The sequence below is a fragment of the Natrinema salinisoli genome (assembly GCF_020405205.1).
GTDB lineage: Archaea > Halobacteriota > Halobacteria > Halobacteriales > Natrialbaceae > Natrinema > Natrinema salinisoli.
Genome location: NZ_CP084469.1, coordinates 997,759 through 1,022,775, shown reverse-complemented (window position 1 = coordinate 1,022,775; position 25,017 = coordinate 997,759). Strand labels below are relative to the sequence as shown.

The window sequence follows — 25,017 nt, the reverse complement described above, 5'->3', positions numbered from 1 at the left end:
CAGTTAGCGCACCTGCTAGGGGTTTTTATCGTGGCACCCACATCCTCACGATATGCGACTCCATAACAGAAACGTTCGACAGGACGTCCGGGAGCTCGGTGCGTTGCTCGGCGACGTCCTCGAGGAACAGACGTCTCGCAAAGCCTTCGAGACGGTCGAATCGTGCCGGCGAGCCGCGATCGATTACCGGTCCGGGGAGCTCGAGTCTCGCGAGCCCCTCGTCACGGAGCTCGAGAACCTCTCGCCCCATCAACAGCGGATCGTCGCTCGCGGGTTCACGACCTACTTCGAACTGATCAACCTCGCCGAGGAGCGCGAACGGGTCCGGACGATCCGGACAGAATCCCACGAGGGGACCCTCGACGATAGCCTCGAAACGGCCGCCGAAGAGCTCGGCGAGGCCGACGTCGAGACCGTCCGCCAGATCCTCGACGACGTACTGATCGAGCCGACCTTTACCGCGCACCCGACGGAGGCGCGCCGCAAGACGGTCAAGTCCAAACTGCGCGATATCTCGACGGACCTCGAGACGCTGGACGAGCGGCTGCTGACCGACAAGGAGGAGAGCCAGCTCTGGCGGGACATCGACGCTGAGGTCACGAGCCTCTGGCAGACCCCGCAGGTCCGCAATCGGCAGCCCGAGCCCGAAGACGAGGCGCGCAACGTCCAGTGGTACCTCGAGAACACCCTCTTCGACGTCGTCGGCGAGATCTACGACGAACTCGACGACGCGATCGACGAGGAAGTCCCCGGCAACCTCGAGATTCCGAAGCTCTTCGAGTTCCGCTCGTGGGCCGGGAGCGATCGCGACGGCAACCCGTACGTGACCCCCGACGTGACCGCGAACACCCTCGAGCGCCAGCGGTCGGTCGTCCTCGAGCAGTACCGCGAGCAGCTCAAGCGACTCTCGGGCGTACTGAGCCAGGACGGCAGCCGGATCGATGCCGGCTCCGCGTTCCAGGCCTCGCTCGAGCGGGACCGCGAACGACTCCCCGGCAGCGCTCGCACCGCCGAGGAGCGCTATCCGGGCGAGCCCTACCGGCAGAAACTCAAGCTCATGCGCGAGCGGATCCGCCGCGTCGGCGACGTCCGCCCTGGCGGCTACGACGACGTCGACGCCCTCCTCGACGATCTCGAGGTCATCGCGAAGAGCCTGCGGAACAACGGTGCGGAGAGCGTCGTCGACGCGCACGTCGACCCGATCCGCCGGCAGGTCGCGACGTTCGGCTTCTCGCTCGCCAGCCTCGATCTCCGAGAGCACCAGGCGAAACACACCGATGCCATCGCCGAAGCCCTCGAGGCCGAAGGGATCGATTACCACGGCTTCTCCGAGGACGAACGCGTCGAGTTCCTGACCGAGGCCGTGTTGCAGGACGAGCCCGTGATCGACCTCGGCGACACCGAGGAGCTCTCCGACGACTCGGGGCGGGTCCTCCGGCTGTTCGACAGCCTTGCCGACTGGCAGACCGAGTATGGCAGCCACGCCATCGACACCTACGCCATCTCGATGACCGACGAGCCGAGCCACGTCCTCGAGGTGCTCTTCCTGGCCGATCAGGCCGGCGTCGTCTCCCTGCCCGAACACTCCGGGATCGACATCGTTCCCCTGCTCGAGACCGAGTACGCCCTCTCCGGCGCGCGCCGGATCATGGGCACGCTGTTCGAAAACGAGGCCTACGCGCAGGCCCTCGAAGCTCGCGGGCAGACCCAGGAGATCATGCTCGGGTACTCGGACTCGAACAAGGAGAACGGGTTCCTCGCAGCGAACTGGTCGCTGTACAAGAACCAGCGCCGGCTCGGCGAGATCTGCGACGACTACGACGTGACGATGCGGCTGTTCCACGGCCGCGGCGGCTCGATCTCGCGCGGCGGCGGCCCGATGAACGAGGCGCTGCTCGCGCTGCCGAACTCGACCGTCACGGGACAGGTCAAGTTCACCGAGCAGGGCGAGGCGATCGCCGAGAAGTACGCCAACCCGCGCATCGCCGAGCGCAACATCGAACAGATGCTCAACGCCCAGCTCCGGGCGCGCAAGCAGTCCATGGACCAGCCCGAAGAGGAGGTCCACGACGAGTGGGTCGAGGCCATGGAAACCATGGCCGACGCGGCCCGCCGGGAGTACCGCGATCTCCTCGAGAGCGACGGGTTCGTCCAGTACTTCGAGCAGGCGACGCCGATCACCGTCATCGAAAACCTCGATCTGGGGTCGCGGCCGGCCTCCCGATCGGGCGAGCGCACCGTCGAGGACCTGCGGGCGATCCCGTGGGTGTTTTCCTGGACCCAGTCGCGGTGTATCCTGCCGGGCTGGTACGCGATCGCGACCGGCGTCGAGGCCTACCTCGACGACGGTGGCTCGATGGAAACTTTACAGGAGATGTACGAGGAGTGGCCGTTCTTCCGAACCACCCTCGATAACGCGGCCCTCTCGCTGTCGCGAACCGAACTCGAGATCGCCGAGCGGTACGCGAACATGGCCGAGGAAGACCTTCGCGAACAGTTCTTCCCCCGCGTCTCCGACGAGTACGAGCGAACGGCCGATCTGATCACCGAGATCGGTCAGCGAGACCGCCTGCACACCCGCGATTGGCTCGGCGAGAACCTCGAGCGACGGAACCCCTACGTGGACCCGCTGAACATGCTGCAGGTGTACCTGCTCAATCGGACCCACCGGACGGACATCGAGGAGCGAACCCTGCGACTGACAGTGAAGGGGATCGCAGCCGGAATGAAGAATACGGGCTGATCGGACGCGTCGTCGTCCGTTCGGAACGGTCTGCCATTCGCGACTCGAGCGGTCCATCCCTCTCCCTCGTCGGTGAGACAATCAATCTCAGGGGGAGCGAAGAATCGAAACGGGTAAAAACGTCACTCGGGTACGTATGAGTGAGCCGAGATAGCCTAGCCCGGCCAAGGCGGTAGATTCGAAATCTACTGTCCTCACGGACTCGGGAGTTCAAATCTCCCTCTCGGCGCTTTTCCAACGACAAACCGTTGAGCGCCGCGTAGCGACGCGATGTAAACCGTTGCTGGAAAACGACTTCGGAGATTTGAATGAGAGAAGACGCAGCATCCGACCGATGCGAGGACGACCGTTTTCATGCCGTTCAAATTTCCCTCTCGCGCTTCGCAACAACTCGATGAGCACTGCCTAGCGGCACGAATCAACCCGTTGCACTGATTTTCGAGTATTGCGGCGAGGTCAGTACCTTCGACACGTATCTGGAGGCGGCATAGAACGAGACCACCGAGACAGCCGTCGGGCCCATCACTCGCAAGCAGGGTCACTATGCGAAGACTTGGAATATGTGTGGTGACACGAGCCACAATGATCGCCACTCGAGAGACAGCAACTCGACCGCGGTGGGGACGATGAGTGCGGACGACGAGTCGCCGGACGAAGAGACCTTTCACCCGCTCGGTGAGTCGTGGCAGGACGACCTCGAGGAGTTGCTCGACGACACGGAGTACGATACGGAACTCGGGATGGAGATGGGGCGGGACGCCATGCGGGTCACGAAAGGGGAGCTCTCGGAGGAGGAGTTTCACGAGCGGTATCACGAGGACGTGATGGCGGAGTTCGGAGAGGACGAGCGACCGATCGCCAGGCCGGACGACGCTGACGGCGAGGAGGAGGGTATCGGGTCGACGCTCTTGCAACTCGCCGACGGCGACGAGTCACGTCGGGAGATGCTCAAAAAGGCGGGGGCCGGTCTGGGATTCGCGAGCCTCGGCTGGGGTGCGGTCGATCAGCAAGAGCCGGAGCCGGAACCCGCAGTCGAGGACGCGGGGGAAGTCGAGGACGCAGACGAGGGGACCCAGTGGGGGATGACGATCGATCTCGAGCACTGCGACGGCTGTCTCGCCTGCGTGACCGCCTGTAATCAGGAACACGGATGGGACCAGGGGGCCAACTGGATGTACGTTCTCGCCTACGAGGACGGCCAGGTCGAGTCACCGGATCCCGACAGCGTCGACGTCGAGCCCGGAGAATGCTCGCAGACCGATGCCGTTCACGAGTTTAACTACCTCGTCCGCCCGTGTCAGCACTGTACCGACGCGCCCTGCGAGAAGGTGTGCCCGACGACGGCTCGCCACACGCGCGACGAAGGCGGGCTGGTGCTGACCGACTACGAAGTCTGTATCGGCTGTCGCTACTGTCAAGTGGCCTGCCCGTACGGCGTCAACTACTTCCAGTGGGACGATCCCGACACCGACCGGGAGGAACTCGATCCGGAGAGAATCTACGACGAGCGCGGCCGACCGGTCAGTCGTCGCGCTCCCCGCGGCGTCATGTCGAAGTGCGTCTTCGATCCGACTCGGCAGGACGGCAACGCGGGCGAGGAACTGATCGGAACGACCGCCTGTGAGCAGGCCTGTCCGCCGAACGTGATCCAGTTCGGCGACAAAAACAACCCCGCGAGCGACCCGGAACGGTACGCGGAAAACCCGGCTAGGTCGCGAACGATCATCAATCTGTTCACGCAGCTGCCGTCCCCGAACTCGGTCGAATCGTCGCTCGAGGGCGTCGACGGGAATCTCGACGCCGTCGTCGATGCCGTCGACGAACTTACCGTCGGGATGATCGCACTCGCGAAAGGAGTCGATCTCACTCAGGAGGAGTACGAGGAGGAACCGCCACCGGGCGATTCCCTGCCGGACAAGGAGCAGACGGTGCTGGACGTCGTGACCGCGATCGAAGACACCGGACTCGACCTCGAGAGCGAGGAGGGGATCAGAGAGATCGGACTGTCGCCGGACCAGTTCGAGGGCCCGACTCAAGACGTTCAGGTCGCCAGTCCGGAGGAAGCCGCCTACGAACTGTTCGAGGACTACGTCGACGCACCGGAGGTGGAGTTCGAACTGCTGGCGGATATCGGAACGAACCCGAACGTCACCTATCTCGGCCACCAACCGGGGCCCGAAGCGCATCAGGTTCCAGGACCGGTTTCGTACGACGAGGTCGGGTTGCTCGACAAACGACAGAACGCCCTCGACGACGAAACTGTCGGGCTCGGCTTTCGAGACGCGTAACGCGAACGATAGTAGTCGTTGAAACGTTTTACTCACCGCTCGCACTCGAGCGGCCAGCACGAACGGTGCTGGCCGCTGATTCGCGAGCGGGAGTGCAATGGCGTTCAGCGACTACTATAGCAACTCGTCAGGCAGACTCCGTTTCTTGCCGGAGGGAGCCGCGGGCGCTGTCAGTGAGGTCCCCGGTGGCGACCTGTTCGAAACCACACGTATTCAAGCGACTCGAGACGCACCATCGGGTATGGACCGTCGAAAGCGACTGATCGTCGGGAGCCTCTGGATCGGGGTCGCGGTGGTGATGGCGACGACCCTCGACGTCGGGATTCCGTCGTCGGCGAACGGCGTCGCTCGCCTGTTCGTCGTCGTTCTCGCTCTGTTTCTCGCGAGTGTGTACCTGCTCGATCCCTGGAACGTCGTGAGCGATCCCTTCCGACAGGGGTAGCGCGGACACGTCCGACTGACAGCACGGGATCGCCCTTCCGAAAAACGAGTCGTCGCGATTGTCGACCGTCGACGTCAGTCGTCTGCCGGCGCGAGCGGTTGCTGATCGGCCGCGAGCAGCCGATCGAGGGCGTCAACCATCGCCGTGACGCTCGCGCGAGTGATATCGGCCTCGCTGCGGGCGACCGTCACCGAGCGATCGTTTCGAGCCATCGTCACCTCGACGGTAACGACGGCGTCGGTACCGCCCGTCACCGCGTCCACGTGGTAGGACTCGAGTTCGGCGTCGGCCATCGGGCCCAGCGCCTCGCGGACGGCGGAGACGGCGGCGTCGACGGGGCCGGAGCCGGTGCCGCTGGCGACGCGCTCCTCGCCGTCGACGTCCAGTCTGACGCTCGCAGTCGGCACGGCACCGCCGCTGGTGGCGGTGACGTCGAGCAGATCGACGACGCGCTCGCGATCCTCCCCGGTGACGTCCTCGGCGATCGCCAGCAGATCGGCGTCCGTCACCCTGCGGCCGCGGTCACCGAGCTCCGTCACGCGATTGGCGATTTCTGCGATTTCGTCGTCCTCGGCATCGACGCCGTGTTCCTCGAGCGTCGCCGCGACGCCCGCACGGCCGGTGTGTTTCCCGAGCGCGAGTCGGCGCTCCCGCCCGACGGTCTCGGGCGCGTAGGGTTCGTACATCTTGTCGTCCTTGAGCGTTCCGTCCGTGTGGATGCCGCTCTCGTGGGTGAAGGCGTTCTCGCCGATGACGGCCTTGTTCGGCGGGAGCTGAACCCCCGTCGCTCGAGCGACGGTCTGTGCGAGCTCGTACAGCTCCTCGAGTTCGAGCGTCTCGAGCTCGTAGACGTGTGAGAGGGCGATCGCAACCTCTTCGAGGGCGACGTTGCCGGCGCGTTCGCCGAGCCCGTCGACCGTACAGTGGACGAGATCGGCGCCGGCCGAGACGGCCGCGAGCGCGTTGGTCACGCCCAGCCCGAGGTCGTCGTGGGTGTGGGCGCTGACCGGACCGAGTTCGGCGAGCCGGGAGACCGCCTCGTGGGTGTGTTCCGGCCCGGTGTGGCCGACGGTGTCGGCGAAACAGAACCGATCTGCGCCGGCGTCGAGGGACGTTTCGGCCAGCTCCTCGAGGTAGTCGAGATCGGCCCGGGAGCCGTCCTCGCCGATGACCTCGACCCAGAGGTCGTTCTCTTTGGCGTAGGCGACGAGCTCGGCGGTCTTCTCGAGGTTGTCCTCGCGGGAGGTGCCGACCTTGCCCTCGACGTGGCGGTCGCTCGCGGGGACGACGATATGGACGCCGTCGACGTCGCACTCGAGCGCGAGGTCGATGTCGCCTTTCATTCCGCGACAGAAGCTGGTGACGCGCGCGTCGAGATCGAGATCGGTCACCCGCGAGATCGCCTGTCGTTCACCCGCTCCCGTACAGGCGCTGCCGGCTTCGATAACGGAGACGCCGGCGCGCTCGAGCGAGCGGGCGATCTCGACTTTCTCGTCGGGAGACAGCGAGACGCCCGGGGCTTGTTCGCCGTCGCGAAGCGTCGTGTCGAGAAGGCGTACTGTACGGTCCGATGCGATCGTCTGTTCGGGAGAGTGAGTTACAGGCAAGAGTGGTGAACTACGGGTACTGCGGTTACGTTCGTGGGAGAATTTCGCATCCAGCCGGGTCGCCCCGACTTCCTCTATCCTCGTCGTGCGGCGTTGAGACGGAATCTCGTGCCATTGTACTGTGGGCTAACGTATCATGCTGACTTAAATCCGCCGGTCACGGCTCGGTGCCGTCTTCGAGGTGGAGTTCGCGGAAGGGATCGACCGTCACTGGTCAATCCTGCAGTTCGCGACCCCGGTTACGACCGTCTCACTCCTCGAGGACGAGCCGATCGCCGGGGTCGACGTCGGCTGCGGTACCGGCCGGAAGCTCGACGATCAGGTCCGCGTCCTCGCGAGCGAACCCTCGCCACGGGCGGAGGGTTTCGACGCGCTGGACGACGCCGTCGACGACCCAGACCGTGTCGATCGGGAAGAAGACGAACAGCATGTGAAGGTCGCGGGTTTTGATCGAATCGAACTGGAACGCCAGCGCGTAGTCGTCCGGTATGGACCGGCGGAACATGAGTCCCAGCGTCTGGCTCACGAGCGAATCCGCGAGGTCGACCGTCGTCGCCAGCGTCTCGCGGTCCCGTTTCGCACTCGAGTCGTCGTCCGTACTGGGGTGGTGGACGAGTCGCACGCCCCCGAATCGGTGCGGCGAGGGCAAAAGCGTTCTCGCCGGTGGCCGGCCCGACTCGGCGTCGGGTAAATCCGGGACGATTCGTATCCGTGTCACAGTCAGAGAAGCGCAACGGCGACGATGCTGGCCGAAGAGATCGTATTGAGCAGGACGTGTGTCACCGTGCTGCTCGCAGTGCCCCACCGGTGACGAACGATACCGAAGAGAACCGCGAGCGTCAGCAGCGACGTGAGACGGACGATCGACAGATCGACGATCACGTGTTTGAGAGCGAATAGGACTGCTGTTACCCCGATGCCGGCGGCAACACCCCGGTCGTCGACGAGCTCCGTCTGGACGATTCCCCGCCAGACTTGCTCTTCCGCGATCGGGGCGACGATCCCGTTCCCGACGAGGAAGAGCACCGCGAGCGCAGGCGTGGCTTCGAACGCGCCCGTCAGTTCCTCGGCGAAGGCCCCACTCGTTTCCTCGAGTCCGAACAGCGCCGCGTCGATCTGGGCAGCGCCGGCGAGCAAGCCGAATCCCACGACCGCAGCGAGAACGCCCATCCCGAGGGATCGGAGTCCCCACTCCCATCCCCACGAGTTGCGGGTCTGCCCGTGCCCGAGGGCGTACCGGCTAAGGACCGCCGCGATGAGCGGAAATCCGATCGCGAGAACCAGATAATCCGCCAACAGCGGTTCGACCCCGACGGCAGCGGCGGCCGAAACGAGTCCGCGCCGAAGCAGGAACTCGAGGACGATCCAGCCGGCGACGACGACCCCCGCGATTTCGACCGATTTCGATCGAGCCATACGATGACATCAAGGTCATCATATATTTATTTTTCAATTTCAATCGAAGCTAGGAAATCGGCCCACCACGGGCCGTGCTCCGGAGCGACACTCCGGGGATCGACGGCCCGATGAGTACGGCACCGCCAGGTGCCGTTAGTCTTCCTCGGCGGGTTCGATATCGACTCGAGGACCCGGTTATTCCCCGAACGAAAACGCCGAGCCGTCGGCGTCCGTCTCGCTCGGATCGAAGTCGTCGTCCGTCGGGTCTGAGCCGGCACTGTCGGCTGCGGCGTCGATCGTCTCCGGAAGCGAGTCGACGGCCGCCCCACTCCCATCGGCGTCGGTGTCGAACCGATCGAGCGCCTCCGAGAGCGCCACTGCCTGCTGTGAGAGGTCGCCCGCCGATTCGGATACCGCCGTCAGTGCGGACGTCTGTTCTTCGGCCGAGGCGGCGACGGTTTCGGCTTCGGCGGTCGTCTCTTCGGCGATCGTCGCGACCTCGTCCACCATTGCGACGACTTCCTGCGTCGATGACGCCTGTTCTTCGGTCGCCGTCGAGATCGACTGGACGCCGTCGTTCGTCTCCTGGGCGTACTCGGCGATTTCCTCGAGCGAGGAGACGGTGTCCGTGACGAGGTCGTGAACGCGTTCGATTTCCTGACTCGTTCGGTCGACCTCCTCCGCCGACTGTTCCGTCTGATCCTGGATCCGTTCGAGCCTGGACCCGATCTCGTCGGTCGCGTCTTTGACGTCCTGCGAGAGCTCCTTGACTTCGGCGGCGACCGCGGCGAACCCGCCATCGTCGCCGTCCGCCGACGCGGATCTGGACGCTTCGATGTTGGCGTTGAGCGCGAGCATGTTGGTCTGCTCGGCGATGTCGGCGATGCTATCGGTCAGATCGTCGATCTGCGCGACTTCCTCGCGAAGCTGTTCGAACTCCTCGACGACCGCGTCTCGCTCCGTCTCGAGGTGTTCACAGGCATCGATCGCTTCCTGCGCGGCGTCGTGCCCCTCGCGACTGGTCCGTGCGGTTCGTTCCGCGGCGGTTGCGACCTCGTTCGACGTGGCGGCGATCTCTTCGGTCGTCGTCGAAAGCGTGTTCATCTCCGCGTCGACCGAGCGGAGCGATTCGTACTGGTTGTCCGCACCGTTGGAAATCTCCTGAATCGACTCGCTCACCTGTTCGCTCGCGGATTTGACTTCCTCGCTCGAGGCGGTGACCTGTTCGCTGGCGGTCGCGACGTCGGTGGCGAACCGACTGATCTGTTCGACGGTTCCCTCGAGTTCGGTGAGCATCTCGTTGAAGTCGGTCGCGATGGCCTGCATAGTCTCGTTTTCCGACGTCCCCGAATCCATCCGAACGGTGAGATCACCGTCCGCGGCCGCTTCCATCACGTCGCAGTACGAGGCCGCCGCCTCCTGGAGATCCTCGTTGATCTCCTCGACGCGCTCGCGTTCGCGTTCGGCGTCCGCCCGCGCCGCTTCGGCTTCGGTGATCTTCTGTTTCAGTTCGTCTCGCATCGAGGCGAATCCGTCGTACAGCCGACCGATGTTGTCGATCCGCTCGGTTTCGACCGCGACGTCGAGGTTTCCATCCTCCATCTCACCGACGGCTCGAGTCAGCCGATCGATCGATCGCGCCGTGGTCCGACCCAGTACGGCACCGAGCAGGCCGATCAGGAGGACGCCGCCGAGCGTGATTCCGGTACCGAACCGGTTGACCGCGTTGACGAAGCCGAACGCGTCCGACTCGGCGGTATGGACGAGGACCGTCCACCCGTCAGCGGTCGTGTGATAGCCGACAACGTAGCCGTCGGGGGCGAAGTTATACGGCTCTTCGTGAAGTATCTCCGGGGGCTTTCCGTCGATTTTCGTCGCGCCCGGTCCCTCCCGTGCAGATTCGAGGAGGGCGTCGTTACCCTCGTAGGGTTCGAAGAACGTCACTGCTTCCCGGCCGTCTTCGTAGCCGAGGTAGGCGTCATCGCCGACGATTCTGCCCTCTTCGTCGACGACCGTCATGACGGTATCCGAGTCCGTACTCGAGAGCACGTTCGACGACCGGTCCGCGAGGTTGAACGTAATGACGAGCGCTCGATTCTCGCCGACGCCGACGTAGTACGAGACGACGGGGCGGGTGTCGAACGCCAGTCCCGACTCGTCGGGCATCGCGTACGGGTCAGTCCGCTGGATACTGTGTTGCGAGAGATCACCCTCGAGCTCCTCACTGGCGGGGAACTGTAACTCCTCGAGGGTCGCGGCGTCGGTGTCGACGCCCTCCCGAATCTCACCTGTGGACGTATCGACGTACATCGCGTTCATCCGGGCTTCCGGGAAGTCAGAATAACTATCCTGTAGGTACGCTTCGATCGCTGCGTCGTCGCCCGTGCCGAAAACGGGAGCGTGGGACGTCGATGCGACGAGTTGTGCGTTCCGATCGTCCCAGTTATCGATCGCCTGGGCCTCCCGTACTGCAGTATCTTGCTGGTCGTCGAGCGTCGTCGTTTCGACGCTGTCGGTGAGCGTAGCCGTCGCGACCAGCCCCAGTGAGCCGACCGAGATCGCCATGACGAGCAACACGATTCCGAATTTTAGCGCGTAACTCCTCCGGATAGGTGCGGGTACGACGTTCCGTAGGTCCCCCATCATAACTGATGACTCCCGCCACTGTTCTTATTCTTTACGAATTATTACATCATACATTACTCTGCTGGTAAGGGCCGAGACGCTCGGAGCATTCAAATCGATTCGAGTCGAACCCGGAAACCGGTATGGAGAAAACGCCACGGGGAACGTCCGTCGGCGTCGACGACCCCTACGAGTTCGCGGGCCTCTGTGACTATCTCACCGGCGAGGGCCAGTGTCGGTACGCACTCGAACACTACCAGCAGGACCCTCAATTCGCCAGCGAGCGCGCGGACGGCGACTACGAGTGCCCCGTCGTCGACCCCGAATCGGACTGGTCGTGGGCCGACTGTCCCCACTTCCGCTCGCGCAACCGCGACCGCGAGTGCGTTCGCTGCGGGCTCGAGGAAAAGCGGATGGCTCACGACGACGAACGACCGCTGCTCGAGGAACACCACCTCTCCTACGATCGCGGCGGCGAAACCCTCTCCCACGAGATCACGATTTACCTCTGTCGGTGGTGCCACGCCAAAGTCCACAACTCGTGGGCGCGGATCACCGACGATGCCGCGCCGGACCCCGACGCGATCGCGGCGCTCGAGGAGCGGCGCAGCCAGGAACAGTCGGAACTGGGGTTCGAGTCGGCAGCCGAGCGGTACGACGACGACCGGTACTCGGGGTAGAGCGGAACGGTTCAACGGTCAGGCCAGTTTTCGCGCGAGCCCGTAGACTGCATCGCGCAGCCGATCCGGGAGATAGCGAGCGTACAGTCCGTATTGGGCGAGCGGCCCGACCGGATACCGCGCCGGCGGATCGGGACTGGTCGCCGAATCGAGGATCGCGTCGGCGACGTCTTCGGGTTCGGAGGCGAAGGGACCGCCGCTCCCGCCGCCGATCAACTGAGCGTCGTCGTAGAGTTCGTACAGCGATTCGTAGGCCGGGGTCCGTTCGTCTCCGGGGAGCTCCTCGTCGACGCGGTCGGTGAACTCGGTCTCGACCGGACCGGGTTCGATCAGGACGACGTCGATGTCGAACTCGTCGACCTCGGCGCGGAGGGAATCGCTCATCGCCTCGAGAGCGTGTTTCGACCCCGAGTACGCGCCCGAGCCGGGGAAGGAAATCCGCCCGGCGACGCTCGAGACGTTGATGATTCGACCCTCGCCCTGGGCGCGCATGTGTGGCAGTGCGGCGCGGGTGAGCCGATGGGGGCCGTAGACGTTGACGTCGAACTGCCGGTGGAGGTCGACCGTCGCGACGTCCTCGAGCGGCCCCATCTGGGCGTACCCGGCGTTATTGACGACGCAGTCGATGGAGCCGGCGACGTCGACGGTCTCCTCGACGACCGACGCGACCTGTTCCGGATCGGTGACGTCCAACTCGAGGGTGTCGCAGCCGGCCTCCCCGAGGGCTTCGATGTCGTCGACGTTGCGCGCCGTCGCGAACACCTGCCAGTTCTCCTCGAGGAAGGCGCGGGCGGTCGCGCGGCCGATCCCGGACGAGCAGCCGGTGATGAGGACCGACTGCTTGCGTGTATAGCGGTTGTCGCCGGTCCCGGCAGTGCTCTCGCGACTGCGGTCGTCCTCGACGACGGAGCCCTCCGGCTCGTCGTCTGCTGTCCCTTCGACGTCCTCAGCGGTGGCCATGTGTGACCGGTTCGAGAGACGATACCTAAGTATCGACGGTTTGTCGCGCTGATCGTAATTTTCGTGTATCAGTACGATCGCTCCGAGTCAATTACCGGAGTGGAGCGGCAACAACCTCGAAAGCATCCGGCTGGCTCGAGTCGTCTGCCGACGTGCGCTCCCCGGCCCAGCCGGTCCCATTCGTTCCCACCCGCCGCGGGCGGATGGTCGTCTGGCTGGAGACGGCGGCTGGTCTACTCGGTGAGGCTCTTCTTGGCTTCGTTGGCGTACTGATCCGCCAGTCGAACCGGCTCGGGGAGTTTGTACGACGAGGCGAGCTCGAGAACGACGTCGGCCGCCGTCTCGGGCCCGACGCGGTGGCCCGGGCTGACGTAGAGCGGGTTGATGTACCGGTTCGGCGAATCGTACTGGCGCGTCTGGACGGCGTAGCCCAGCAGCGTGCCGTCTGGCGCGTCGACTCGAGCGTTCGATTCGATGCCGATTAACGACCCTTCCGGCAGATCGTCGGTGTCTTCGAGGGGGGTACCACAGAGCAGGCTCTTCGCGACCCCGATGCTCGGTACGTCTCTCACGACGCCCATGTGGGTCGCGATTCCGGCCTGCCGGAAGTGAATGCGACCGCTGCCGTCGAACAGGAGCAGATCCGGGTCGGCGGACAGCTCCTCGAGCGCGGCGAGGATCGGCGCTCCTTCGCGAAAGGAGAGGAGGCCGGGGATGTAGGGGATCTCGAGCGACGTCACCGCGTGCACGCGCTCGATCACTTCCCCGCCGCGCATCGCGACGACGGCGCTCAGGGCGCGGTCCTGATCGCCCTCGTCGTTCGTGAGAAACGACTGGTCGATGCCGACGACGACAGACGGTTCGGCTCCGCTCGCGGCCGCCTCGAGCGGGTTCGAAAGACCTCCGAGATCGAACGAGAAGTCGTCCTCGAAGACGGCGACGTCGGCGATCTCGCGTTGGAGGTCCTCCATCTCCTCTCGCGAGAGGGCCGCGTCGGGTGCGAGGTCGGGACGGGGCTGGGTCATCGATTGGGCGGTGATAGGCACCGCGTGAAAATCAGTTACGGGGTTTCGGGAATCCTCGGACTCAGAACCGACCGCGTCCGGGACCGCCGGGGCCGCCCGGACCGCCCGGACCGCCACCGCCGCCGAACTCGAGGCGGTTCGGCGCGCTGACGTTCCGGTTCTGTTTGACGTACTGCCCGTAGGCGAGCCCGATCACGAGGCCGACGAGGTGGGCCATGTGTGCGATACCGCCGCCGCCGGTGGCACCCGTGAGGAAGAAGATGCTAATGAAGGCGTAACCGGCAGTGAGCAACCAGATCGGGACCGGGATGAGGAACCAGAGGTACACCTTGAGATCGGGGTTCAGGATCGTCAGCACGCCCATGATAGCGAGTGCAGCGCCGCTGGCTCCGAGAACGGCGGTCGCGTCGCCCTGTGCGGCCGAGATCCCGACCTGTCCGAGTCCGGCGAGGACGCCGCTGACGATGAATAGGATCGCGAATTTCTTCGAGCCGACGTACCGCTCGACGAGCGGCCCGAAGAAGAATATCACGATGCTGTTACCGACAATATGCATGAAATTGACAGGGCTATGAGCGAAGATCGACGTAACCCACGTCCAGACATACTCGATATTCGACGAGCTGAGCACGAACAGCGATTGGTGGAGAGACTGACCGCCGACCAACAGCGTGATCCATTGCCCGAGGAACGTGAGCCATATCAACGCGAGGAACGTGTACGTCGCGTTCCCGCGGAAGTACGCTAACGGTCCGCCCGGGCCGGTATCGATCGGGACCTTGTCGGCGAGGCTCGAGGCCCGAGACGTACTCCCGCCCGAATTCACGTCGTCGTCGAAGCCGCTGTCGAAGACGCCCTGGGGGTCGTTCCAGTTTTGCAGCCCCGAGCAGTCGTGGTTCTCGGGGAGCCGATGGTCGGCACAGTAGGTGCCGCCGCAGTGCCGACAGTTGTACGGCATGTTTTCGTCCTTCCCACACACGTCGCACTTGGCCATTGACCGGGGGTATGTGCGGCGTCGCTAAGGGATTTGGGATTTTTCGCGAGATTTTTTCGGATCGGTCGACCCACTCAGTAGTGGTGGTAGCGTGTCATCGAACGCGTTCCCCGTCTGCTCGACCGCCACCAGGGACTGTACATTTTTGCCTCCCCGTCCCTCACACTCGAGTGTGCAGGAGTACGAGCGCAAGCAACTGCTCGAGCGCGTCGAGCGCGAGGGTGCAACCGTCGGCGCGGACATTCCGGAGACGATCGTGATTCAGGGGGAGGAGATCGACCTCCGGACGTTCGTCTTCGAGATCAAGCGCCGCGAGACGGTGCCCTCCGGGGAACGCGAGCGCGTCGAGCAGGCCAAAAAGAACCTGCGACGCGAGCGCCTCGACCGACTCGAGCGGATCGAGGAGGGCGATATCACCCGCGAGGAAGGCGAAGAGATCGTCCAGAGCATTATCGGGATCGACCGAGCGCTGAACGCCCTCGAGAGTCTCGGGCCGACGGACCTCGAGCGCGAACAGCAGGTTCAGAAAGCGCAGGATCGGAAGCGCTGGATGTCGTTCCTGAAGAAGGCGCTGGGTCAGGAAGACGACGCCAGCGCACGGAGGGGGCGCTGATGGCGACGAACGCCGAAATCGCCGGCCGCTTCGAGGAGTTCGCCGACCTGCTCGAGGCCGACGACGTCGAGTACAAGCCCCGCGCGTACCGCCGCGCGGCCGAGAACATCCGGTCGTACCCGTCGCCGATCGCCGACCGGATCGAGGCCGGCGACCGCGAGGCCGTCGAGAACATCGACGGCGTGGGCGACGCCATCTCATCGAAGATCGTCGAGTACGTCGAGACCGGGACGATCGAGGAGCTCGAAGAGCTCCGCGCCGAACTCCCCATCGACATCGCGGACATCACGCGGATCGAGGGTGTCGGCCCCAAGACCGCGGGCACACTCTATCGCGAACTCGGCGTGCAGACGCTAGACGACCTCGAGGAGGCCGCGGAGGCCGGCGAGATTCAGGACGTGAAGGGGTTCGGACCCAAGACGGAGCAGAACATCCTCGAGAACCTCGAGTTCGCTCGGACCGTCGGGCAGCGCCAACTACTCGGCGAGGCGCGACCGCTCGCCGACGACGTGCTGGCGTTCCTCGAGTCGATCGACGCGGTCGAGCGCTGCGAGGTGGCGGGCTCGATCCGCCGGTGGCGCGAGACGATCGGCGACGTGGACGTCCTCGCGGCGACCGACGCGGGCGAAGACGTGATCGAGCGGTTCGTCGCGTGGGACTCGGTCGACGACGAGATCGAATCCGGCCCCGAGAAGGCCAGCATCCGCGTGGGCGAAATCCGCGTGGACCTGCGCGTGGTCGTTCCCGAGGAGTTCGGCTCGGCGCTGCAGTACTTTACGGGGAGCAAGGATCACAACGTCGCCCTGCGCAACTACGCGATCGACCGCGACATGAAGTTGAACGAGTACGGTGCCTTCGACGTGAGCGAAGTCCCGGATGCGGAGGCCGGCCAGCGCGTCGGCGACCGCGTCGCGGGCGAAACCGAGACCGGAATGTACGAAGCGCTCGGCTTGCCCTGGATTCCGCCGGAACTCCGAACGGATCGCGGTGAGATCGCCGCCGCGGAAAACGGGGCGTTGCCGGATCTCGTTGGGCACGACGACATCCGCGGCGATCTCCACACACACACCGAGTGGTCGGACGGGAACACTACTATCGAGGCGATGGTCGAGGCCGCCGCGGATCGGGGCTACGACTACTTCGGGATCGCGGACCACGCGGAAGGCCCCGGTATCGTCGGCGGGATGGGGCTCTCCGACGCCGAGATCCTCGAGCAAGTCGAGGCGATCCGCGAAGTCGCCGCGACGGCCGAGATCGAGGTCTTCGCGGGAATCGAGGCCAACGTGGACGCCGACGGTGAGATCGGCCTCTCCGAGGACGTGATCGAGGCCTTGGACGTGATCGTCGCCTCGACGCACAGCGCGCTCGATCAGGACGCGGAGACCGCCACCGAGCGGCTCGTTCACGCCGTCGAGAACCCGGCGATCGACGTGCTCGGCCACCCCAGCGGCCGCATGCTCAACGAGCGGTCCGGGCTCGACTTCGACGCGACCGCGCTCGGGAAGGCCGCCGCGGAACACGACACCGCACTCGAGGTCAATAGCAACCCTCGCCGGCTGGATCTCTGGGGGAGCGCCGTCCAGGCCGCCCTCGAGGAGGGTGCCGCGATCGCGGTCAACACCGACTCACACCAGCCGTCGACGCTCGAGTACATGCGCTGGGGCGTCCACACTGCGCGTCGCGGCTGGGCCGAACCCGCCGACGTGATCAACACGTGGGAGCTCGCGGAGCTGCGCGAGTTCCTCCACTGACCGGCTTGGGATTGCCTCATGCGACTCCTCATCGACGTCATGTGCGGCGGGCTCGTCTCATACCTTCGAATGTGCAACCACGACACCGTCTACGCCGGGGACCGCGGGCTCGAGGCTGACGACGACCTGCTCGCCGCTGCTCGGGCCGAACACCGGGCGGTCGTCACGCGAGACGTCGAGCTCGCGAGTCGCGCAGACGAGTCGATCCTCCTCGAGTCACGCGACGTCGAAGCCCAACTCGCGACGCTCGACGCGGCGGGGCTCGACCTCTCGCTGGCGGCCGTGCCAGCGTTCTGTGGCCGGTGTAACGGTGCACTCGAGGGCGTCGATCGGGAAGAATCGACGCCGGAGTACGCGCCCGATCCCGGAGCGGATGAGACGTGGTGCTGCCGAGACTGTGGACAGTACTTCTGGCGCGGGAGTCACTGGGATCGGGTCGCGGAAACGCTCTCCGGGATTCGAACGCGGGGCGGGGAGTCGACGGACGAATCGTAGCTCAGTCGAAGCCGTCAGTTCCGGGTAGCAGGTGTTCCTCGAGGACTTCCTCGTCCAGTTCGATGCCCAGCCCCGGCTCGGTCGGGACGTCGATGTAGCCGTCGTCGATCAGCGGCTCGTCGCGCGCGAGCAGGTCGTCCCACCAGTCGACCTCGAGCGCGTGATATTCCAGCACGTCGGCGTTGGGAACGGCCGCACAGAGGTGAACGCAGGCCACTGTCCCGACGGGGCTACAGACGTTGTGCGGCGAGAACGGGATGTAGCGCTCCTCGGCGCGTTGGGCGATGCGTTTGGACTCCGCGAGTCCGCCACAGGTGGTCGGATCCGGTGTGATCACGTCCACCGCGTACTCGTCGATCAGTTCGCTTAGCTCGTGGATGCGAAATCGGTTTTCGCCGGTGGCGAGCGGCGTGTCGGTCCGCCGGGCGACCTCGCGTTGGGCCTTCGTTTCCTCCGGGGGAACGACGTCCTCGAGCCACATGAGGTCGTAGGGCTCGAGTTTCCGTGCGAGGCGGGTCGCGCTCTCGACCGTGTAGTCCCAGTGGCAGTCGAAGGCGAGGTCGATCTCGTTACCGATCGCTTCGCGAACGGCGGCGACCACCTCGACTTTGTGAGCCAGCGCGGCGTTCGTCAGCCGGCCGTTGTAGGGGTCCGGGTCGTTGTCCCGCTCCATGTCGAGATCGAACTTGATCGCGTCGAACCCCATGTCGACGACGCGCTCGGCCTCCGCGGCGTAGGCCTCGGGCGTGTACGCCTCGGCGTCGGCGTACTCGGTAAAGCCCCCGTCGTCGACCGCGTACGCTTCGCCGGCGTGGCAATCGCAGTAGATTCGGATCCGGTCGCGGTAGCGGGAGCCAAGAAGCTGATACACTGGTAGGTCCAGAATCTTGCCGGCGGCGTCCCACAGCGCGATTTCGATGCCCGAGGCGGCGGTGACGACCTTGCCCGTCGTCCCGCCGTGTCCCGACATCTCCTGGACCATGTACCGGAACAGCCGCTCGACGTCGAGTGGGTTTTCACCGACGAGAAACCGGTTCGCGTACTCGACGAGTTCCGGGACGCCACCGCCGCGATACGCCTCGCCGAGCCCCGTTACGCCCGCGTCGGTGTGGACCGCCACGAGGTTCCACTCGAAGTTCCCCTCGACGACGGCCGATTCGATCCCAGTGATTTCGACGTCGTGGCCGCCAGGCCGATCCGTCGCGTGAGTCGAGAAGTCTCTCACTGCCGATCAACTCTGCGGCGAGTTCCGTCGGTGATACCAGTAAACGCGTTCGCGGGGAGATGGGGAGTCGAACTCATAGTTACAGGTAGTGCCATTCGTTACCACGTGTATCTTCCGATCGGGAGGCAGTCAGCTCGCTCCCTCGGGATCGGCAGCAATCACTCGAGAGATCAGACGTCGCGTTTCAGAACAACAGCCTCGGACCGTCTTCAGTACACGGCCACGTCATCGAATCGACCGTCGTAGGCGATGTGGTGGGGATGGGTCGGCTCCGTCCCCGAGAGAAAGAGGCGATCGACCTTTTTCCAGGTGTTTTCGTAGACGAGGTGGCTGAGCTCCGCGACGGTCGTCCCCCACCGCTCGAGGCCGTTGTCGTAGACGATTCGACGGGCGACGCCGTTCTCGAACGCAGTCAAGAGGTCCGACTCGCCGTCGATCCGCGACTCGAAGACGGTGTGAGCGATGCCGACGGATCGCGGGAGGTGTGCGTACGAGGACGTAAACGGCGGGATCGAGAGGGTGTCGGCGAGTTCGCGCGCACGACGATTGTTCGATGGAAAGTGACGAGGATTGAAAATTTCGATCGCGTCGATCGTTTCCGCGTAGGTCCGGAGGTCCCGTTCGGAGAGGCTCACGTTCGCGAACTCCGGATGCGGGACCAGCACGGTCGCGTCCTGGCGATCGAACTCGGCCATCGCCGCCTCGAGCGATATGAAGTCCGGGACGGGATCCTCGAGGCCGATCGCGAGGACGTGTTTGCGATTGCGCCACGTGCCGGTGAACACCTCGCGGCCGGGGATCACCAGCAGGTCTTCGTCGGAGTACGACGCCGCTCGGTCGCGGATCTCCGGGAAACGAACGAAGTGAGGTGCGTACACGAGCGCGTCGAGGTCGGCCTGCTTGGCCCGTTCGACGATCGTGTCGTTGAGCACCTTCACGTGACAGTCGACTCGGAACGTCACTCCATCGGTCACGAGAGTTCCTTTTGCGACACCCGAGTTATGAATTCTGATTTGGTGGCCACTCGATGGTCGCCTTGATCGCGTCGACGATCGGAACGACGGGTTCGTCGGGCTCGATCGCGATGAAGAGCCCGTCGTCGCCGATGTACACCCGGAGAACCTTCAGGAAGTCCATCGCAGTGGTGATGTACTCGACGCGCTCTGCCTCCGGAAACAGCGTATTCTTGAAGAGTTTGCTCTGCATGAAGTCCATGTGGACGTTCGTGTGGATCCGCTCGAAGTGCTCGAGCATCGCGTCCCGACTGTCGTACATCGAGATCGTCCGATCGTCGACGTAGAGCGGACGAAAGGACTCCGTATCGTACTCACAGAACGTAAACAGCGGCCCGGAAACCGTGTCCTGAACCGTCTTTCGGACTCGATCGGCATCGAATTCGGTCAGTTTCGACCTGTTTGTCGCGGGCATGCTGCAGACGGAGGGAGGCGGCGACTAAACGGTACCGGGCACGTGTGTTCTGGCTGATAGACGTTGCTGCGAAAAGATCATTAGGGCGGCCGTTCGAGTGACAGTATCGAATGGCCTGGGAATGCGGGATCGACGGCTGTGGAGCGGTCTTCGAGGACGTCGAGTCTGCCGTCGTCCATCAGGCGACGGAGCACCAGCGACGCGAGTGCGAAGTCTGTGGTACCGTCGTCCCCGACGGCTATCTCGCGATCCGCCACGCCTTCACTGAGCACAGCCGCGCCGAATACGTCCGTGCGTACGGTGCCAGCTCCGAGGAAGTTCGCGAACGCGAAGAACTGCTCGAGGAGGTCGCGTCAGTCGCGGACATGCAGGCGATCGCGACGGAACTGAAACGGTAGCGTTCGGTCGGCGGTACCGCTATCGACGCCGGTATCTCTCTCGGGGTATTCCCCGATCCCGGCACTACTGGCGGCCGCTCGCGGAGCTCAGTAGTTGTCGACGATTTTCGCCACGCAGCCCGAACTCTCCTTGTACGCCGAGTGGCCCGACACCGAATCGCTCACGTCGACGTCGTCGTAGTTGTCCGGACGGGTGTCGTCGCAGTACCAGCCGCTGCAGTCGGCCGGTCCGCCGCCGAGTTTCGCGATCCAGTCGTTGGTCGAGTAGTAGTTGTGTACCTCGCCGGCGGAGTCCCGAATCGCATCGTAGAAGTCACCGCATTCGCAGGGAGCGTCCGAGTCTTCGTAGGAGCCGATACTGTCGGCCGTGTCGATGGTAAACGCGCCGTCGATCGCCGCCAGCGTTTCCATCTGGACGATCCCACCCATGGAGTGACCGAGGATGCGGATCGTCGTGTCCGGATTCGCGTTCGTGTACTCCTCGAGCCACCCGGCGAACAGGTCGCCGGTCTCTCGGGCGCTATCTTCGGCCGACCACGGGAGCCCGCCATCGTCCCAGGTGACTGCGGTTACGGTTTCGGTGTACCCGACGCTCCTGGCCGTCTGCTGGAACGTTTCCGCCCCGGCGACGCTGTCGGACGACCCCGTGTAGCCGTGGACGACGAACACGACCTCGTCTTCTCCCTGTGGCGCGTCCGAAATCGGTGGTACTCCGTCACGGAAGTCGACTTCCATGATTTCGTCGGTGTCGGCCGCTACCGATCCCGACGCGACGCTCAGTCCAGTGGCTGCGACGACCGCCGTTGTCGTGGTCCGGAGGAGCCCTCGTCTCGAGATGTCGTTCGTGGTATCGCTGTTCCCCGCAGCCGAATCACGTTGTCTGTCGAATGTCATCGGTTGTCGTTCGCTTCGTGATAGCGAACATCACGTTATTTCGTGCGGACATATAAATTTCTTTCATGTTGTAAGCCAGTTGTTTTATAAACGATCTGGGGCGCGTTCAGCCGAAACTCGTCGTTCGTGAAACGAAGTGAGAAACCCTCCGGAGAACGGACGCTTAGTGGTCGTTACAGTCTGTTCGCGGGCTGCGGGACGGTTTCACCTCCCGACAGTCGCGGCGCAATGCGCCGCACGGCGGCCCTTCACACGGTCTGACGAACTACCGTTCGTCACTATCCAGCACGCGAATCTGGTCCCCTCGCACCGTCACGGGGATCGGGACCGTCGCCTCGTACAGTTCGACCGTCACCTGATCTTTGCCCTCGTCGATCCGCTGGACCTGCGCTTTCTCACCCTTGAACGGGCCCGCGATAAGTTCGACGATGTCTCCCTCGGCGATCCCCTCGACGTCGGGTTTCGGCGAGAGGAAATGCTCGACCTCGGAGATGTCCGATTCGCCGGGAACGATGCTCCGCGCGTGCGGAATGTCCTCGAGAACGCGATTGAGAACGGCGTCGCCTTCGGCTTCGACCATCACGTAGGAGGTCAGCGAGTCGGGAGCGAGCGCGGCGTGAATCTCCGCCTCCTCGCGGTTGATGATCATGTCCGCGACGGTGCGCTCCTGGCTCGCCGTCGTTTTGACAGCGAAGATGCCCATTAGATGCCACCACCGCTCGTCAGGAACAGCATAATCGCGCCGATCAGGAATCCAATCAGACCAACCAGAAGGACCCCTGCACCGGCAATTTTCGACACCTGGAGGAACTCCTCAGTAGTGGGTGTCGTCGCCATTTTCAACACCCGGATGTACGAGGTGAGGTCGTACGGAACGTCCATGTCTGTCTATTCACAGCGTAGGGTCTTTTATCTGTCTTTCGTGTCCCCGTAACGACGACCGCCGGAACGGTGGTCCGCTTCGGGCTCTCCGTACTCGACGAATCCGGGCTCCGTCGTCAGGCGCTGATTACGGTCCGATCGGCGGTCCCTGGCCCGGTTCGCCGCCGATCGGCGGCTGCGGCTGCTCGAATTCCTGCCGTGCGGCGAGCGTCAACTCGACGGTTTGCCGTTCGCCGTCCCGGACGACCTCGAGTTCGATCGTATCGCCGGGCGAGGTCTGGAGAGCGAGGTACGACTGGAGCTGTGCCTGAGTCGTCACCGCCTGCCCGTCGATGGCGACGATCACGTCACCGCTCGACGGTTGGCCGCGCTGGGCGGGTCGGAGGACGCCGTCCGCCGGTGCGTTCGGAACGACCTCCCCGACCAGCACGCCGATCGCTTCTTCGAGGCCGATCGCGTCAGCGATATCCGGGCCGACGGGAATCACGCCCACACCCATATACGGGTGTTCGTACGAGCCGTCCTCGAGTAGCGCGGAGACGACCCGGTTCGCGAGGCGGGCTGAGATCGCGAATCCGATCGTCTGGTCGGCACCTGCGAAGACGACGCCGATCACCTCTCCCTCGAGGTTTACTAACGGACCGCCGCTGTTCCCCGGATTGATCGGCGCGTCCGTCTGGATAGTGGCCGGGATCGATGTCCCGGCGGGACTGGGCAGTACCCGATCGACGCCGCTGACGATTCCCTGCGAGACCGAGGCGTTGAGTCCGAGGGGGTTACCGATCGCGAGCACCTCCTGGCCGATGGCGGGTTCGGAGTCGACGAGGGAGAGTCCGGCGGCGATGTCGGGCATGTCCTCGACCCGCAGGACGGCGAGGTCGCTGTATGCGTCCGCCCCGACGACCGACGCGGTCCGCCACTCCTGATTGTTGAACTGGATTTCGATACCGCCCTCGCTGGCACCCTGAACGACGTGGTTGTTAGTGACGATGTGCTGTTCGTCGATGACGAATCCGGAACCGAGTCCCCCGCCGCCGCGACCGATACCCGTCGGAGCGACGGTGACCAGTACGACGGAGTCGATCGTGTTGCGATACGTCTCCGTGTACGGGCTATCGAGGGCGTCACCATCGGCCTCTCCGGTCTGACCGGCGTCACTCGAACCGTCGGTTTCGTTCTGTGCCGTGCCGACTCCGGCCCCGCCGATCCCGAGCGCCGTGACGGCTCCGGCGGCGCGCAGTACGCGTCTCCGAGTACATCGATCTGAGTCTGCCATTACGCTCCACTCCCACCCCGACGAACGGGATAAAACGAGTACCGGCAACAGTCGGGTATACTCCGTCCGGTTAGGTGGCCGCTCGTAGGAGTCACGTGTATTCTCGTGGGAAAGACTTCGTGTCGGGAGATTTCACTCCTCGAGTTCCCGAATCGTGACCGACTCCGCCTCGTAGTCCTCGAGGAACGCGCCGGTGCCGCCGATGGTGTAGCGCTCGCCGTCGACCTCGAGTTCGAACGCGTTCTCGATCGGTAGCGTCGACGTGACCGGTCGGACGAGACTCTGGCGGACGTCGACGACCTCGCCGGAGAGCGAGGACGGGAGGTCGCGTTCGCCGACCGCGGAGCCAGTAATCGACGCTTCGATCCGCGTATCCGTCGCCCGATGGAGAGCGATCTGGAAGACCGCGTTTCGGAATCCCTCGTAGGAACAGGGGAGGTCGCGAGGCGTGGTAACGTATCGCTCTTCAGCGGTCGGCCAGTAGTTCGCCAGGAAGGACCCGGCGAGAACGGGCACTAACTGATCCTGGGAGAGTGAAATCGCCCGCGTATCGCTCGTGGACGTCGTCAGTATCTGACTCGGGGCGAGCAGTCCGTGCCGCCCGTCGACCGTCAGCATCGTCGGCACGAGCGCGTCCCACGTGCGGACCGTGCTGGCCGTTCCGGCCAGCGATGCGATGTCCTGATCGCCCTCGGTTGCGCCGAGCAGGAGGAGGACGAGGACGCCCCGATCGACCGTCTCCTCGAGCGTCGATCGTATTCGCGGGAGGATCTCCGCCGGCAGGGAGAGGGTCACTTCCGTTTCGGCGTTCGAGAGCAGCGTCTCGATTCGCTTGAGTACAGTCTGACGGGACTTTATCACCTCGAACTGCTCGCCCGAGCGCTCGGTCGTCGTGTACCGCGATTGCAGCTCCGGTTCGATCTCCTCGACGCTGTCCGTGAGTCGCTCGATCACGGTCTCGGGCTCGACCGGTCGAATCAGCGTCGGTACCGAGTGATCGTCGACTTCCGCGAACCCGCGTTCTTCCAGTTCCTCGCTGATGCTGTAGACGTACCGTTTGGATACGTCGGCGGCGTCGGCGATCGTGCTGGCTTTCGATTCCCCGTGTTCGAGGATCGCGAGGTAGGTGTCGGTTTCTTTCTCCGACAGTCCGAATCGCTTGAGCAACCCGGCAAGCTCGTCGTCGTCCATAGATGGTCAGTACGTGACTGATTGAGCGGTCGTTGTAAAATATGCTCGGTCCGATCAGCCCTCGAACTGACGGGGATCCGACTTGGTACGACGAGTAGCGAC

23 protein-coding genes and 1 tRNA gene are annotated in these 25,017 nt (G+C 64.4%); 9 read left to right on the top strand and 15 right to left on the bottom strand.

Features of this window, described 5'->3' with window-relative positions; translation table 11 throughout:
- Positions 1-52: 52 nt before the first annotated feature.
- From ppc to LDB05_RS05050, 4 genes are all read left to right on the top strand, one after another.
- On the top strand, positions 53-2,743 hold the full coding sequence (gene ppc, locus LDB05_RS05065) for a phosphoenolpyruvate carboxylase (protein ID WP_226006839.1): 2,691 nt from the start codon (positions 53-55) through the stop codon (positions 2,741-2,743).
- A gap of 144 nt (positions 2,744-2,887) precedes the next feature.
- Positions 2,888-2,972, top strand: a tRNA-Ser gene (locus LDB05_RS05060).
- 397 nt (positions 2,973-3,369) lie between these two features.
- Complete coding sequence (locus LDB05_RS05055; protein WP_226006838.1) at positions 3,370-5,031, top strand: 4Fe-4S ferredoxin N-terminal domain-containing protein; 1,662 nt, start codon at positions 3,370-3,372, stop codon at positions 5,029-5,031.
- A 241-nt stretch (positions 5,032-5,272) separates the two neighbouring features.
- A complete protein-coding gene (locus LDB05_RS05050) occupies positions 5,273-5,473 on the top strand; it encodes a hypothetical protein (RefSeq protein ID WP_226006837.1) in 201 nt (66 codons plus the stop codon).
- A 74-nt stretch (positions 5,474-5,547) separates the two neighbouring features.
- On the opposite strand, the gene LDB05_RS05045 is transcribed toward LDB05_RS05050, so the two are convergent.
- The 4 genes from LDB05_RS05045 to LDB05_RS05030 form a co-directional block, all read right to left on the bottom strand.
- Positions 5,548-7,080, bottom strand: coding sequence for a 2-isopropylmalate synthase (locus tag LDB05_RS05045; protein ID WP_226006836.1), 1,533 nt, complete (start codon positions 7,078-7,080; stop codon positions 5,548-5,550).
- Between the two features lie 250 nt (positions 7,081-7,330).
- A complete protein-coding gene (locus LDB05_RS05040) occupies positions 7,331-7,702 on the bottom strand; it encodes a DUF192 domain-containing protein (protein WP_226006835.1) in 372 nt (123 codons plus the stop codon).
- A 98-nt stretch (positions 7,703-7,800) separates the two neighbouring features.
- Positions 7,801-8,496, bottom strand: a complete 696-nt coding sequence (locus LDB05_RS05035) for a CPBP family intramembrane glutamic endopeptidase (protein WP_226006834.1) — start codon at positions 8,494-8,496, stop codon at positions 7,801-7,803.
- Between the two features lie 177 nt (positions 8,497-8,673).
- Complete coding sequence (locus LDB05_RS05030) at positions 8,674-11,124, bottom strand: methyl-accepting chemotaxis protein (protein WP_226006833.1); 2,451 nt, start codon at positions 11,122-11,124, stop codon at positions 8,674-8,676.
- 122 nt (positions 11,125-11,246) lie between these two features.
- On the opposite strand from LDB05_RS05030, the gene LDB05_RS05025 reads away from it, so the two are divergent.
- Positions 11,247-11,783 carry a DUF7097 family protein gene (locus LDB05_RS05025; RefSeq protein ID WP_226006832.1) on the top strand — a complete coding sequence of 179 codons (537 nt, stop codon included), beginning with the start codon at positions 11,247-11,249 and terminating at the stop codon, positions 11,781-11,783.
- Positions 11,784-11,801: 18 nt separating this feature from the next.
- Here LDB05_RS05025 and LDB05_RS05020 read toward each other — a convergent pair whose 3' ends face one another.
- The 3 genes from LDB05_RS05020 to LDB05_RS05010 all read right to left on the bottom strand — a co-directional run bounded on the left by LDB05_RS05020 (position 11,802) and on the right by LDB05_RS05010 (position 14,762).
- Entirely contained in the window at positions 11,802-12,743 is a 942-nt protein-coding gene (locus tag LDB05_RS05020; RefSeq protein ID WP_226006831.1) for an SDR family oxidoreductase, read from the bottom strand.
- Between the two features lie 233 nt (positions 12,744-12,976).
- Entirely contained in the window at positions 12,977-13,768 is a 792-nt protein-coding gene (locus LDB05_RS05015; protein ID WP_226006830.1) for an endonuclease V, read from the bottom strand.
- A gap of 61 nt (positions 13,769-13,829) precedes the next feature.
- On the bottom strand, positions 13,830-14,762 hold the full coding sequence (locus tag LDB05_RS05010; protein ID WP_226006829.1) for a rhomboid family intramembrane serine protease: 933 nt from the start codon (positions 14,760-14,762) through the stop codon (positions 13,830-13,832).
- A gap of 172 nt (positions 14,763-14,934) precedes the next feature.
- On the opposite strand from LDB05_RS05010, the gene LDB05_RS05005 reads away from it, so the two are divergent.
- Genes LDB05_RS05005 through LDB05_RS04995 form a run of 3 tightly spaced genes read left to right on the top strand, consistent with a single transcriptional unit; the run spans position 14,935 to position 17,621 of the window.
- On the top strand, positions 14,935-15,375 hold the full coding sequence (locus tag LDB05_RS05005) for a DUF5788 family protein (RefSeq protein ID WP_226006828.1): 441 nt from the start codon (positions 14,935-14,937) through the stop codon (positions 15,373-15,375).
- The gene (polX, locus tag LDB05_RS05000) at positions 15,375-17,126 is read left to right on the top strand and encodes a DNA polymerase/3'-5' exonuclease PolX (protein WP_226006827.1); all 1,752 of its coding nucleotides are present in this window, start codon (positions 15,375-15,377) and stop codon (positions 17,124-17,126) included. Before LDB05_RS05005 ends, polX begins: the two co-directional genes overlap by 1 nt.
- An 18-nt stretch (positions 17,127-17,144) precedes the next feature.
- Entirely contained in the window at positions 17,145-17,621 is a 477-nt protein-coding gene (locus LDB05_RS04995; RefSeq protein WP_226006826.1) for a Mut7-C RNAse domain-containing protein, read from the top strand.
- 1 nt (position 17,622) lies between these two features.
- Here LDB05_RS04995 and LDB05_RS04990 read toward each other — a convergent pair whose 3' ends face one another.
- The 3 genes from LDB05_RS04990 to LDB05_RS04980 form a co-directional block, all read right to left on the bottom strand.
- Positions 17,623-18,846: a mandelate racemase/muconate lactonizing enzyme family protein gene (locus LDB05_RS04990; protein WP_226006825.1), complete on the bottom strand. Its 1,224-nt coding sequence runs from the start codon at positions 18,844-18,846 to the stop codon at positions 17,623-17,625.
- Positions 18,847-19,055: 209 nt separating this feature from the next.
- The gene (locus LDB05_RS04985) at positions 19,056-19,808 is read right to left on the bottom strand and encodes a PHP domain-containing protein (protein ID WP_226007871.1); all 753 of its coding nucleotides are present in this window, start codon (positions 19,806-19,808) and stop codon (positions 19,056-19,058) included.
- A 37-nt stretch (positions 19,809-19,845) separates the two neighbouring features.
- Positions 19,846-20,274 carry a hypothetical protein gene (locus tag LDB05_RS04980; RefSeq protein ID WP_226006824.1) on the bottom strand — a complete coding sequence of 143 codons (429 nt, stop codon included), beginning with the start codon at positions 20,272-20,274 and terminating at the stop codon, positions 19,846-19,848.
- A gap of 110 nt (positions 20,275-20,384) precedes the next feature.
- On the opposite strand from LDB05_RS04980, the gene LDB05_RS04975 reads away from it, so the two are divergent.
- Positions 20,385-20,672 carry a DUF7565 family protein gene (locus tag LDB05_RS04975; protein ID WP_226006823.1) on the top strand — a complete coding sequence of 96 codons (288 nt, stop codon included), beginning with the start codon at positions 20,385-20,387 and terminating at the stop codon, positions 20,670-20,672.
- An 87-nt stretch (positions 20,673-20,759) separates the two neighbouring features.
- Here the strand turns inward: LDB05_RS04975 and LDB05_RS04970 are convergent, their stop codons facing one another.
- The 5 genes from LDB05_RS04970 to LDB05_RS04950 all read right to left on the bottom strand — a co-directional run bounded on the left by LDB05_RS04970 (position 20,760) and on the right by LDB05_RS04950 (position 24,915).
- Positions 20,760-21,566: an alpha/beta hydrolase gene (locus tag LDB05_RS04970; RefSeq protein WP_226006822.1), complete on the bottom strand. Its 807-nt coding sequence runs from the start codon at positions 21,564-21,566 to the stop codon at positions 20,760-20,762.
- A gap of 265 nt (positions 21,567-21,831) precedes the next feature.
- Positions 21,832-22,269 carry a transcription elongation factor Spt5 gene (locus tag LDB05_RS04965; protein WP_226006821.1) on the bottom strand — a complete coding sequence of 146 codons (438 nt, stop codon included), beginning with the start codon at positions 22,267-22,269 and terminating at the stop codon, positions 21,832-21,834.
- A complete protein-coding gene (locus tag LDB05_RS04960) occupies positions 22,269-22,448 on the bottom strand; it encodes a protein translocase SEC61 complex subunit gamma (RefSeq protein ID WP_226006820.1) in 180 nt (59 codons plus the stop codon). Before LDB05_RS04960 ends, LDB05_RS04965 begins: the two co-directional genes overlap by 1 nt.
- Before the next feature lie 127 nt (positions 22,449-22,575).
- On the bottom strand, positions 22,576-23,724 hold the full coding sequence (locus LDB05_RS04955) for a S1C family serine protease (RefSeq protein ID WP_226006819.1): 1,149 nt from the start codon (positions 23,722-23,724) through the stop codon (positions 22,576-22,578).
- Positions 23,725-23,856: 132 nt separating this feature from the next.
- The gene (locus tag LDB05_RS04950) at positions 23,857-24,915 is read right to left on the bottom strand and encodes a TrmB family transcriptional regulator (protein WP_226006818.1); all 1,059 of its coding nucleotides are present in this window, start codon (positions 24,913-24,915) and stop codon (positions 23,857-23,859) included.
- Positions 24,916-25,017: the final 102 nt, after the last annotated feature.